12 protein-coding genes are annotated in these 11977 nt (G+C 58.7%); 8 read left to right on the forward strand and 4 right to left on the reverse strand.

Annotated elements, in window-relative coordinates:
• Positions 1-25 precede the first annotated feature (25 nt).
• Positions 26-958, reverse strand: a complete 933-nt coding sequence (locus ABH945_RS22300; protein WP_074769229.1) for a LysR family transcriptional regulator — start codon at positions 956-958, stop codon at positions 26-28.
• Between the two features lie 141 nt (positions 959-1099).
• Between ABH945_RS22300 and ABH945_RS22305 the strand changes: the two genes are divergently transcribed.
• The 4 genes from ABH945_RS22305 to ABH945_RS22320 all read left to right on the forward strand — a co-directional run bounded on the left by ABH945_RS22305 (position 1100) and on the right by ABH945_RS22320 (position 3835).
• Positions 1100-1855, forward strand: a complete 756-nt coding sequence (locus ABH945_RS22305; protein ID WP_429251962.1) for an SDR family NAD(P)-dependent oxidoreductase — start codon at positions 1100-1102, stop codon at positions 1853-1855.
• A 139-nt stretch (positions 1856-1994) separates the two neighbouring features.
• A complete protein-coding gene (locus ABH945_RS22310; RefSeq protein ID WP_429251963.1) occupies positions 1995-2393 on the forward strand; it encodes a nuclear transport factor 2 family protein in 399 nt (132 codons plus the stop codon).
• 216 nt (positions 2394-2609) lie between these two features.
• Positions 2610-3191 carry a VOC family protein gene (locus ABH945_RS22315; RefSeq protein ID WP_429251964.1) on the forward strand — a complete coding sequence of 194 codons (582 nt, stop codon included), beginning with the start codon at positions 2610-2612 and terminating at the stop codon, positions 3189-3191.
• 221 nt (positions 3192-3412) lie between these two features.
• Positions 3413-3835, forward strand: coding sequence for a RidA family protein (locus tag ABH945_RS22320; RefSeq protein ID WP_429251965.1), 423 nt, complete (start codon positions 3413-3415; stop codon positions 3833-3835).
• Between the two features lie 237 nt (positions 3836-4072).
• On the opposite strand, the gene ABH945_RS22325 is transcribed toward ABH945_RS22320, so the two are convergent.
• Complete coding sequence (locus ABH945_RS22325; RefSeq protein WP_074769219.1) at positions 4073-4924, reverse strand: LysR family transcriptional regulator; 852 nt, start codon at positions 4922-4924, stop codon at positions 4073-4075.
• Positions 4925-4986: 62 nt separating this feature from the next.
• Between ABH945_RS22325 and ABH945_RS22330 the strand changes: the two genes are divergently transcribed.
• From ABH945_RS22330 to ABH945_RS22345, 4 genes are all read left to right on the forward strand, one after another.
• Positions 4987-5412 (forward strand): EthD family reductase, encoded by a 426-nt coding sequence (locus tag ABH945_RS22330; protein WP_429251966.1) that lies wholly within the window; start codon positions 4987-4989, stop codon positions 5410-5412.
• 59 nt (positions 5413-5471) lie between these two features.
• Positions 5472-6467: an alpha/beta hydrolase gene (locus ABH945_RS22335; protein ID WP_429251967.1), complete on the forward strand. Its 996-nt coding sequence runs from the start codon at positions 5472-5474 to the stop codon at positions 6465-6467.
• Between the two features lie 30 nt (positions 6468-6497).
• Positions 6498-7346, forward strand: coding sequence for an NAD(P)-dependent oxidoreductase (locus ABH945_RS22340; protein ID WP_429251968.1), 849 nt, complete (start codon positions 6498-6500; stop codon positions 7344-7346).
• A 157-nt stretch (positions 7347-7503) separates the two neighbouring features.
• A complete protein-coding gene (locus ABH945_RS22345) occupies positions 7504-8385 on the forward strand; it encodes an NmrA family NAD(P)-binding protein (RefSeq protein ID WP_429251969.1) in 882 nt (293 codons plus the stop codon).
• Between the two features lie 255 nt (positions 8386-8640).
• Here ABH945_RS22345 and ABH945_RS22350 read toward each other — a convergent pair whose 3' ends face one another.
• Positions 8641-10845: an OsmC domain/YcaO domain-containing protein gene (locus ABH945_RS22350; protein WP_429251970.1), complete on the reverse strand. Its 2205-nt coding sequence runs from the start codon at positions 10843-10845 to the stop codon at positions 8641-8643.
• A gap of 133 nt (positions 10846-10978) precedes the next feature.
• Positions 10979-11893 (reverse strand): LysR substrate-binding domain-containing protein, encoded by a 915-nt coding sequence (locus ABH945_RS22355; RefSeq protein WP_429251971.1) that lies wholly within the window; start codon positions 11891-11893, stop codon positions 10979-10981.
• Between the last annotated feature and the right edge of the window lie 84 nt (positions 11894-11977).

An 11977-nucleotide genomic window follows, 5' to 3' on the forward strand; every position in this document is an offset into this window, starting at 1 on the left:
GCGCCTCCCAGACTGCGGGCCTCCGCTACGCAGGTCGAACCGGAGCAGGCGTGCTGTCATAAGGCCTGAAAATTTCGATGACCCAGTCGACGAAAACTTTCAGGCGGGCGCTGTTGTACTTCGACTGTGCGAAGACGATGTGCATCGGGTGGAGCGGGCGATTCCATTGCGGCAGGACCTGGACGAGATCGCCGTTTTTCAACCAGGGCTGTGCCATGAACGAAAAGGTCTGGCCTACGCCCAGTCCGCTGACCAGCGAAGTCAGATGGGCCGTGCTTTCGTTCACGAAGACACCTCTGGCGCCTTTCGGATCAACGGTTATCGACTCCTCGCCCTGTTCGAAGAGCAGCGTAAATACCCGACCGGTCAACGATGAAAAGTAACCCACCACTTCGTGACGCGCGAGCAGGTCGTCGGGATGCGATGGCGTGCCGCGCTCGGCAAGGTACGCGGACCCGGCATACGTTCCCCATTCCAGCCCGGCCAGACGTCGCGCGACGAGCGACGTGTCGGTCAGCTCGCCGCCGCGGATTACGCAGTCCACGCCCTCGCCAATCAGGTCGACCTGACGGTCGCTCACTCCTACGTCGAGCTGTATTTCGGGGTAGCGCTTGCGGAAGGCCGGCAGATGCGGCAGCAGGATGAGGTTAGCCAAAGACGAGCCGATGTCGACGCGAATGCGGCCGCGCGGGTTTCCGCGAGAGTCCGCAAAAAGCCCATCCATCTCGTCGATGTCGGCGAGAAGCTTGACCGCGTTCTGGTAGTAGGTCTGACCTTCTTCCGTCACGACCACACGGCGGGTGGAGCGTTGAAAGAGCTTCACACGAAGATGGGTTTCGAGTTCCTGAATGAGCTTGGAGACTGTCGCTCGCGGCACGTTCAGGGCGTCGGCGGCTTTGCTGAAGCCTCCCGATTCGGCAATTCGCACGAACACACGCAACGCTTGTAGCTGATCCATTGGTTCTTTCCGTGTTAGGTCGGTCACCAGTTTAGCGATTATCCATGTACGTGGAAAATCAATTTGCTGTTTCGCTGTTTTTCTGCGTCTCACAGACGTTTATCGTTGCACCCATCAGCACTCAACAACCCGGAGCAAATCATGAGCAAAAAACTGGAAGGTAAGGTAGCACTGGTCACTGGCGGCACGAGCGGCATCGGTCTGGCCGCAGCAAAAGATCTCGCAGCGGAAGGCGCGAAGGTCTATATCACGGGTCGCCGCAAGGCAGAGCTGGAAAGCGCAGTCGAAGCAATCGGGCACGGCGCTCGCGGCGTGCAGGGCGATGTCACGCGTGCCGAAGACCTCGACGTACTGTTCGAAGAAATTCGCAGGAACGAGGGTCGTCTCGACATCCTGTACACGAACGCAGGTGGCGGCACGATGGCGCCGCTTGGCGAAATCTCCGAACAGCATTTTGACGACACGTTCAATCGCAATGTGCGCGCTGTTGTGTTCACGGTGCAGAAAGCACTTCCGCTGATTCAGAAGGGTGGTTCGATCATCCTGACCGGCTCGATCGCGGGCTCGACAGGGACGGCGGCATTCAGCATCTACGGCGCATCGAAAGCAGCTATTCGTGCGCTGGCTCGCAGCTGGGTTCTCGATCTGAAGGACCGTGGAATCCGCGTGAATGTCGTGAGCCCTGGTTCGACGCGCACGGTTGGCCTCGCTGAACTCGGCGGCGATACCAAGGAAGGTCAGGATGGGTTGCTCGGCTACCTCGCGTCACTCGTGCCGATCGGTCGCCTTGCCGACCCATCAGAGATTGCCAAGGTGGTCACCTTCCTCGCATCGGACGATTCGAGCTTCATCAACGGCGCTGAAATTACCGCCGACGGCGGCCAGGCTCAGGTCTAAAGGGCGTACAGAAAATATGGGAGCGCTGCACGGCAACAGGTTGATCCGCGTTGCCAGTGCAGTGCTTTTTAACGTGTTTTCTGAAGCCAGCCCAATTGAACACCACTGCCCAGCAGTCACACACTAAAGAGGCGCAAAAATGGATACCGCAAAAACACTGCTTAACAAGTACCTCGAGTCAATCCGTGATCCCAAGGCGGCGGCTGCTCTGTTCGCGGATGACGGCATTCTTGAGCTGCCTTATCTGAGTAGCCTTGGCCCGACGACGGGCGCGCAAGGCCCGGCGGCTATCGAAAAGTTCATCGCGGGTCTTCTTGATAAGGTGCCGGATTTCAAGTTCAAAGACGTCCAGATTCTGATCGATACGCCGACTCAGGTATTCGGAGAGTACTCGGTCGAGGCACTCGTACCGTCCACGGGGAACGTCTACAAGCAGATGTATGCAGGTCGCCTCGTCGCCGGGAATGGAAAGATCAAACTGCTTCGTGAGTCGCTCGACACGGTGGCGGCGCAGAAGGCTTTCACCGCTGCGGGCTAGGCTCGAACAGCGCGACGCCCGGAAGCAGTTTTCAATCCCTTAGCGTCTTTATTGCTGAAGCTGTTTTCGTAGCGATGAAGGAGCACCTGTGCAACCAGGTGCCTCCCGATAACCGGGTTGTCGGTTTTCCGCTGGCAGACGCAGCGCGCTGGGGCAATGCGATCAATCCGCGTCCTGAAACGAATGATTTCCTGATCTAGTTGAAGTGAGTCAGTTGTGAAAAAAGTTCTTTATCGCCGGCTTCTACCGGCACTCATCATGGCGGGAAGCTCTTTGTCTGTTCCCGCATTCTCCGCAGATATATCCAACCCGGTTCAGGCAATTGCGCAGCCTGCATCACAGCAACGTCTTGCCGTCGCCGGGATTGACCACGTTGGGATCAACGTGCCTGACGTTGATGTAGCCAGTGCATTTTTTGCAGATCTGCTCGGCGCGCGCGTTGTGTCCGACATGCGCCCGGGGAAGATTCCAGACGGATGGAAGAAGGCATTTAACTGGCGCAAATCGAGTGAGATCGACCGGATTGTGATGATGCAGTTGCAGGATGGCTCGAAGATTGAGCTTTTCCAATACTCCGGCCCCGACATCTCGCGCGTGCGACCACATGAAGACGACGCGGCAGAAACACACATTGCGCTTAAGACGACGGATATCGATCACAGCATCGCCGTTCTGAAGAACAGGGGACTGCGAATTCTCAACGATCCGGTCACGTTACCGGATGGCGAGCGGTGGTTCTACTTCCTGACCCCGTGGGACTCGCAGTTCGAACTCGTGTTCGCGTCTCAATCGAAATAGCGCGATAACGCTGAGTACATGGAAATCGGCGATATGTCGGCCTGGGTGGCCCGATCGTGCCGCCCAGGCGCAGATAGTTTCTCGAGAAGCCTGCAAACAACAAGCCGTTGATAACACGGTGCGCCGTATGCGCGCAAAAACTCCCGGTCGGTGGGTCGCCATGCTCGGTCATAATCTAACGCGCAGTCACTGAGCACTTTCCCTCCTTAACGGACAAACACATGACAGACCGAGAATTGATCGTCCCGCCGACGATGCAGCGTATTGTTGAACGCGCGGGTTATGTACCTGCGGTGAAGGTTGGCGCAACGGTGTTCTGCGCTGGACAGGTTGGGCGTACCGTCGACCTCGAAGTCATCGCCGATCCGCACGCGCAGTTTGTGGCGTGTTGGGAAAACCTGCGGGTAGTTCTTGAGGCGGCCGGGTGTACTTTCGAGGATGTCGTCGATATGACGACGTATCACGTGCAAATGCACACGCATATGCCCGTATTTCGCGAAGTCAAAAATCGGTTATTTCCACGCGGCACGTGCGCATGGACTTCTATCGGCGTGGCCGAACTTGCACATCCAGGCTTGCTCGTCGAGATCAAGTGCGTGGCGGTGAAGCGGGAACCGGCAGACGGTTCGTCTGCTATCGGCTGAACAGGCCGGCACTCGTCCTCATGTATTGCCAGCATCCGCGAGACACGGTCGGCATCGGTCGCGGTTGAGGTTGCCATGCAGTCAGTCCCGGCACTGCGATTGCGATTGCGAAGATCATCGAACGGAATGACGGAAGCTTCGCCGATGCTTCAGCATCGCCGTGAATCGCTGCGTTGACAGCGTGTTTTGCCGGGATGAAGAATGAGTGCGCGCGTCGAAAATTTTTATTCCGTGGGCTTAGTCGGCCAGATGTTTGATGACGATATCCACGAACGCGCGCAGACGATGCAGTCGCCGGAGATCGCGGTGATAGCCCATCCATATCTCGCGACCCGGTGGATCTTCGCTCAGATCGAGCCGGCGAATGGTGTTGACCTGGTCTCCGACAGGCCGCGGCAACACAGCAATGCCTAAGCCTCTGCCGCACATTTGCGCCTGAACATTGCGGTTATTCGATTGCATTGCGACGCTCGCGTTCGGGAAACGGGTCTTCAGCCAATCGATATCGGGAAAAGTGCCGGTCGACGTATCCATCGCGATCAAACGGCTCCCCGTGCCATTGCCTTCCACTGGATCAGCGCTTGCGTTAGCCACGTAAGCGCCATATCGCATCTGGGTCAGCCGTCTTTGCACGATATCAGGCCCGTCGAACGGAACAATCCGGAAAGCGACGTCCGCTTCACGCTGCGCGAGGTTGAACAGGCGTGCTCCCGTCAGGACCTCGATCTCCACATGCGGATACTCGCGCGAGTAGTCGGCAATCACTGGCGGCAGGACATAGGCGCCAAACCAGTCGGCCGATGACACCCTGAGCGTGCCTTCCAGCTGTTGCTGTTCACCGGCGAGCCGCCGCTCCATGGTCAGCGCACTGTCCTCCATCTGCTCGGCAAGTGGCAGGATCGCGGTGCCTTCTTCGGTCAGCACAAAGCCTTCGGCGGTTCGCTGAAAGAGCACCTGTCCCGTGGCATCTTCCAGCGCGCGAAGCCGCCTTCCAATGGTCGGGTGGCTAAGGTGCAGCAGCCGGGCGGCAGCACCCAATGTTCCACTGCGCGCTATCGCAAGAAAAATCCGGACATCGCTCCACTCCATAGTCGGCACCCACAAAAATGAACGATAAATGTTCATTTTAGTGAATTGTCGAACATTAGTGAATGCGCGAAACTTCGCTCCGTTCCATGTCGACATGCCCTCGCGGCCAACCCGATCGGCATTCCAGCATCCTGGCAGGGACGATCCGGGAGAAATTGGCAGAGGAGATTGTCATGACGCACATTGCATCGCCGACCGTGTATGTGACCTACGAAGGTGCGCCAGCCGACCGTTTTGACCGGAGCTATTACGTCGAACATCACCTGCCTCTCGTGATGCGGGCGTGGCAGCAATACGGGCTTGAAAGCGTTGCGGCCTTTTTTCCGCCGCTTACGCATGTCGGCACCCTCGTGATTTGTGAATGTCGTTTCCGGGACGAGGCGGCAATCGATACAGCCTTCGGATCTCAGGAAGCCGCAGCGGTCATGGCCGACGTTCCGAGGTTCACCGATCTCGCACCAACGCGCTTGCGCATCACGCCGCTCTGAGCGGGTCAATTCCATCTCGGCGCTACGCGCTTCTCACTTGCAAAAACTGGAGAAAAATCTTGGCCTTCTGGAAAAATGCAGCGCCCCGCACCGTGCGTCGCGGACATATGTGGATTGCTGGCGATCGCATCGAACGAGGTGGAGAGACCTACCAATGCGGCCCGCTTTTCGTCGAATGGGAGGCTCCGGAGCAGGTCACGCGCCCCTGGCCGATCGTGCTTGTACACGGTGGCGGCTATCAGGGAACCGAGTGGTTTGACACGCCGGATGGCCGTCCGGGCTGGGCACAACGTCTGGTGGAGGCGGGCTACGCGGTTCTCGTGGCCGATCGTCCCGGACAAGGGCGATCGCCGTACCACGTCGAGACGATGGGACCGATGGGGCCGGGGTTCTCGTATGAACACGGGCGCGATATCTACTTCCCGACACAATATGAAGGCCAGCACACCCAGTGGCCTTTTGCCCGCGACGACGACGCAGCGATGGACGAGTTCATCGCTGGCTATGGGCCGCTTCCCGCAGACCTCGCGTTTTCGGAGGACATGGAGGCGGACAGGCTCGCCAGGCTGCTAGACAGGATTGGCCCGGCGATCCTCGTGACGCACTCGGCGTCGGGGCCGGTCGGCTGGCTGGTAGCAGACCGTCGGCCCGGGCTGCTTAAAGCGATCGTCGCGGTCGAGCCAATGGGCCCCCCGTTCGCCGATATCCCCAATATCGGGTCGCTGACGTGGGGTCTCGCGGCCGCGCCGCTGACCTGGGAGCCTCCGGTCGCTTCGCCGGAAGAACTGCGCGCGGCCCCGCCCGGCAAACACCGCCTGCCCGCGCTTGCCGGGTTGCCGATCGTTGCCGTCACTGCCGAAGCCTCAGCTTTTGCCGCCGCCAGTCGACCCGCAATTGAGCAACTGGGAGCGGCTGGCAGCCGCGCGGAACTGTTGCATCTACCCGACCATGGCGTGTTCGGCAACGGCCACGGGCTCATCTACGAGAAGAATTCGGATGATGCATTGGTGCCGGTGTTGAAGTGGCTGGTCGAAAACACCGAAACCCCCAACTGAGCGAGACGAATCTTTACCAGGAGAACTCAAATGGAAATTGGAATCATTGGTTTAGGCGCGATGGGCCGGGAAATCGCCCGCAATCTGGTCGCTGCCGGTCATGCGGTCACCGCCTGGAACCGTTCAGGCGGGAATGTCGAAGGCGTACGCATGGTAGAGACGCCGGTGCAAGCGTTGCAGGTCGACATGACCTTGACGATGCTGTCCGACGACTCGGCAATCCGCGGCGTCCTGCTTGACGCGAATCTGCTGTCTCAGGCTCGGCCGGGCCTGGTGCATGTCGTGGCATCGACAATCTCCGTGGCGTTTGCGCAGGAACTGGTAGAGATTCATGCCGCGGCTGGCGTCGCTTATGTGGCGGCTCCAGTGCTCGGACGGCCGGATGTCGCCGCGAGGGGCGAACTCAACGTCCTCGCCGCGGGCGCACCCGGCGCGCTGGAAAGAGTGAAACTGGCGCTGGACGTCATCAGCAAACAGGTTTGGGACATGGGCGATGAACCGCACACGGCCTATGCTGCCAAGATCGCCTGCAACATGATGATCACGATGGCCATTGAGGCGATGGCGGAAGCCGTCGTTCTAACCGAGACGAACGGACTTTCGCGAGAGCGCTTTTTCGAATTGATCCTGGGTACGCTGTTTGGCAGTCGCCCCTATCAGAGCTATTCCGGCAATATCATCCGGGACACTTACCAGCCCGGATTCAAGGCAACGCTTGGCCTCAAGGATCTTCGTCTGGCAAAGGAGGCGGCCACCGATGCTGCCCGCGTACTACCGATGCTCGATGTCGTTCACGGCCGGATGCGGGACGTCGTGAATGCGGGCCACGGCGATCTTGACTGGTCCGCAATCGCGAAGTTCACCATAGATCACGGCTGACGGGATAGCGTCGATCCCTTTTATGAGCTAGTTAAGCAAATATCTTTGAATGACAAATTATCATTAAATAAATGACATTCATGCTCTCGTGAAATTGATTCGAGGCGCTGAAAATACGCTCCAACACGGCATCGGCCGTAATCAAGGAGCGACGAACATGTATGCAATTACCGGAGTGACAGGGCAGGTTGGCGGTGCGGCGGCGCGTGCATTACTGGACGCGGGGCACGCGGTTCGTGCCGTGTTGCGCGATGAAAGCAAGGCAGCGCAGTGGGTGGAGCGCGGCGCCGAAGTGGCGATTGCATCGTTTGAAGACGCCGACGCGCTCACCGCCGCATTTCGCGATACAGTGGGCGTCTTCGTGATGATCGCGCCGAATTTCGCGCCGCAGCCGGGCTATCCGAACGCGCATACAGCGGCTGCGGTGCTGACCGAGGCGCTGACGAAGGCGTGTCCGCAGCGGATTGCGGCGCTGTCGTCGATTGGCGCGCAGCGTGAGTCCGGGCTCGGGCTCATCACGCAGGTGCATATTCTCGAAGAAGCGCTTGCGGCTCTGGCGGCCAGCACGTCGATCCCGACTGCGATTCTGCGCCCGGCATGGTTCATGGAGAACTCGCTCTGGGACATCGCGCCGTCGCGCGAGACGGGCGTGATGCCGGCTTTTCTACATCCGGTGGATCGGAAGTTTCCAATGGTCGCAACGGCGGATATCGGCCGGGTGATTGCGCAAACGCTTGAGCAATCGTGGCAGGGACGTCGCGTGATCGAGATTGAGGGGCCGCAGCGCTACACGCAGCAGGAGATTGCGGCGCTGCTGGGCGGCGTGCTCGGGCGGGCGGTGCGCGCTCAGGCAGTGCCGCGCGATCAGTGGGACGCGTTGTTTCAGGCGCAGGGGACGGCGTGGCCGACGCCGCGCATCGAAATGATCGACGCCTTCAACTCCGGCTGGATCGATTTCGAGGATGGCGTGAACGAGCGGGTGACCGGTGCGACCTCGTATCAAACGGTGCTGGCGGAATTGGCCGGACGGGTGGGATAAGGCTGACGGAGGTTGCTGGAAACAAGCGCTGAAGATGGGCAGGGGCCGGGAGCCTATGCTCCCGCTCTTGCGCCCTAACGAACGGCAACACGACGACGCAAAGATGGAAAGATGGAAAGCCGATCAAAGTCCTGCAACCTGTCCTTCGAATCCGGCCACCTGTGCCGGGCGTCAACATTGATGCACGCCGGCACAGGTGAAAGGCTTCAGGCGGGGGATGACCAGCATCCCCGCATTCAGCCATGGCTTGCAGGTCTAACTCGCCGTAGCCGCAACAGCAGCCCGCGCCTTATGCAATTTCCTGTAGCTGTCGATCAGACGATGATGCCTTTCGAGACCCTCCAGCTTCATGCTCGTCGGCGTCAGGCCATGGAAACGCACGCTGCCGTCTACCGAGCCCAATACCGCGTCCATCCGCGCGTCGCCGAACATCCGACGGAAGTTGATCACGTAGTCGTCCAGTTCGAGGTCGTCATCGAGCATGACTTCCAGCACGACATTCAATGCCTGGTAGAACAGGCCGCGCTCGACGGTGTTGTCGTTGTATTGCAGGAACGCGCCCACCAGTTCCTGCGCCTCTTCGAATTGCTGCAAGGCGAGATGAGTCAGCAGTTTCAACTCGAGAACGGTGAGTTGGCCCCAGTCGGTATTCTCGTCAAACTCGATGCCGATCAAAGTCGCAATATCGGAGTGCTCGTCCAGTTCGCTGTTTTCCAGGCGTTCAAGCATGGCTTCCAGGCTGGCGTCGTCCAGGCGATGCACATTCAGAATATCGGAGCGGAATAACAGCGACTTGTTGGTGTTATCCCAGATCAAATCCTCTACCGGATAAACCTCTGAATATCCGGGCACCAGAATCCGGCAGGCGACGGCGCCGAGTTGGTCATACACCGCTATATAAGCCTCTTTACCCATGCTTTCGAGAATGCCGAATAGCGTCGCGGCTTCGTCGATATTGGAGTTTTCACCGTGGCCGGAGAAATCCCACTCGACGAATTCGTAATCCGCTTTGGCGCTGAAGAAGCGCCACGACACCACACCACTGGAATCGATAAAGTGCTCGACAAAGTTATTCGGCTCGGTCACCGCGTTACTGACGAAGGTGGGCTGAGGCAAATCGTTCAGACCTTCAAAGCTGCGCCCCTGCAGCAATTCCGTCAGACTCCGCTCCAGCGCGACCTCGAAACTCGGGTGTGCACCGAACGACGCAAAGACACCGCCGGTTCGCGGGTTCATCAGCGTGACGCACATTACCGGGTAGATGCCACCCAGCGACGCATCCTTGATCAATACCGGAAAGCCCTGTTCTTCCAATCCCTGAATCCCGGCCAGAATGCCCGGATATTTCGCCAGCACTTCGTGCGGCACATCAGGCAACGCGATTTCACCTTCGATAATTTCGCGCTTTACCGCCCGCTCGAAAATTTCGGACAGACATTGCACCTGCGCTTCGGCCAGCGTATTACCGGCACTCATGCCGTTGCTGACGTACAGGTTCTCGATCAGGTTCGACGGAAAATAGACCGTTTCGCCATCCGACTGCCGCACAAACGGCAGCGAACAGATGCCGCGCTGCACATTGCCGGAGTTCGTGTCATAAAGATGCGAACCGCGCAACTCGCCATCGGGATTATAAATTTCCAGACTGTACGCATCCAGAATCTCAGGCGGCAATGCGTCTTTACGCCCCGGCTTGAACCAGCGTTCATCTGGATAATGGACAAAATCCGCATTGGCAATATCTTCGCCCCAAAATGCACCGCCATAGAAATGGTTGCAATTCAGACGCTCGATAAACTCTCCCAATGCCGACGCCAATGCGCTTTCTTTGGTCGCTCCTTTGCCGTTGGTAAAACACATCGGCGAATGCGCGTCGCGAATATGAAGGGACCATACATTTGGAATGATATTGCGCCACGAAGCGATTTCAATCTTCATGCCCAAACCCGCCAGAATGCCCGACATATTGGCGATGGTTTGTTCCAGCGGCAGATCCTTGCCCACGATATACGTGCTGGCGTCGGAAGCCGGCTTCAAAGTCAGCAGCGACTGGGCGTCGGCGTCGAGATTCTCGACTTCTTCAATGACGAAATCCGGCCCGGCTTGCACCACTTTTTTCACGGTACAGCGGTCGATAAAGCGCAAAATGCCGCGGCGGTCCGCGTCCGACATATCCGCTGGCAATTCGACCTGAATCTTGAAAATCTGCTTATAGCGATTTTCCGGATCGACAATATTATTCTGCGAAAGACGGATATTTTCCGTCGGAATATTGCGGCTTACGCAGTACAACTTCACGAAATAAGCTGCACACAAGGCTGACGAGGCCAGAAAATAATCGAAAGGACCCGGTGCGGAGCCGTCGCCTTTATAACGGATCGGCTGGTCGGCCACTACCGTGAAGTCATCAAACTTGGCTTCAAGGCGCAGCTTATCGAGAAAGTTGACTTTAATTTCCATGGGGGAATCCTAAAACGGTGCCAAAAACGGCATAGCCGCTATTATGCGTCCCCCGGTGCCGTTGCTGTTGCAGATCGGCGGTTGGCGGCGAACATGGCTGGCGGAAGTGGTGAGCAGCACAACACCTTGTCGTCTATCGTCGGGTGGTGCGAGCGCTGTATTCCTGACGCAGCGCGTCCGCCACCACGACAAACGCCGGAGTCGGCTGCCGACGGCTCGGATAGTAGAGATGGAAGCCCGGGAACAACGGACACCAGTCGGCCAGCACACGCACCAGCGTGCCGTTCGCCAGTTGCGTCAAGACGCGTTCTTCCGGGATCAACGCGAGGCCGACGCCTGCCATGGCGGCCTTCGCGGCCATGGTTCCCGTATTGAAAACGAGTTGGCCTTCGACGCGCACGTTTATCTCGCGCCCCCCTTTCTTGAACTCCCACGCGTAAATGCCCCCGGCGGTCGGGAGCCGGATGTTGATGCAGTTGTGCGCCGTCAGGTCTTGCGGCGTCTTCGGCTTCGGATGCTTCGCGAAGTAGCCGGGCGTGCCGACCGCGGCCATGCGCACATCCGGCCCGATGCGAACCGCGATCATGTCTTTGGCCACCTGCTCGCCGAGCCGCACGCCCGCATCGAGCCGTTGTTCGACGATGTCCGTGAGTCCGTTGTCGATCACGATTTCGATCCGGATGTCGGGATAGTCGGGCAGCAGCCGCTCAATCACCGGCCAGAGCAGCAATTCCGCCGCGTGTTCGCCTGCGGCAATCCGCACCGTGCCCGCCGGTTTGTCGCGTAACGCCGTAAGAGCGGCCAGTTCGGCCTCGATTTCATCGAGCCGGGGGCCGACGGACTGTATCAACCGCTCTCCGGCTTCCGTCGGCGAGACGTTGCGCGTGGTTCGGGTCAGGAGCCGGAGCCCGAGCCGTGCTTCGAGATTGCGCACGGTCTGACTCAGCGCAGACTGCGAAACGTCGAGCTTCGCGGCGGCTTTCGTGAAGCTGCCCTCGCGAGCGACGGTGAGAAATGCGGTGATATCGGATAGATCGGAGCGTGCCATTTATAAGTCCAGCTTCTAACTTCATGCCGATTTTAGCTCTTAATCGCAGGAAGCCGCGCTGCTACATTGGCACTCACGGTCATG

Source organism: Paraburkholderia sp. GAS333 (assembly GCF_050435665.1).
GTDB classification, from domain to species: Bacteria; Pseudomonadota; Gammaproteobacteria; order Burkholderiales; family Burkholderiaceae; genus Paraburkholderia; species Paraburkholderia fungorum_A.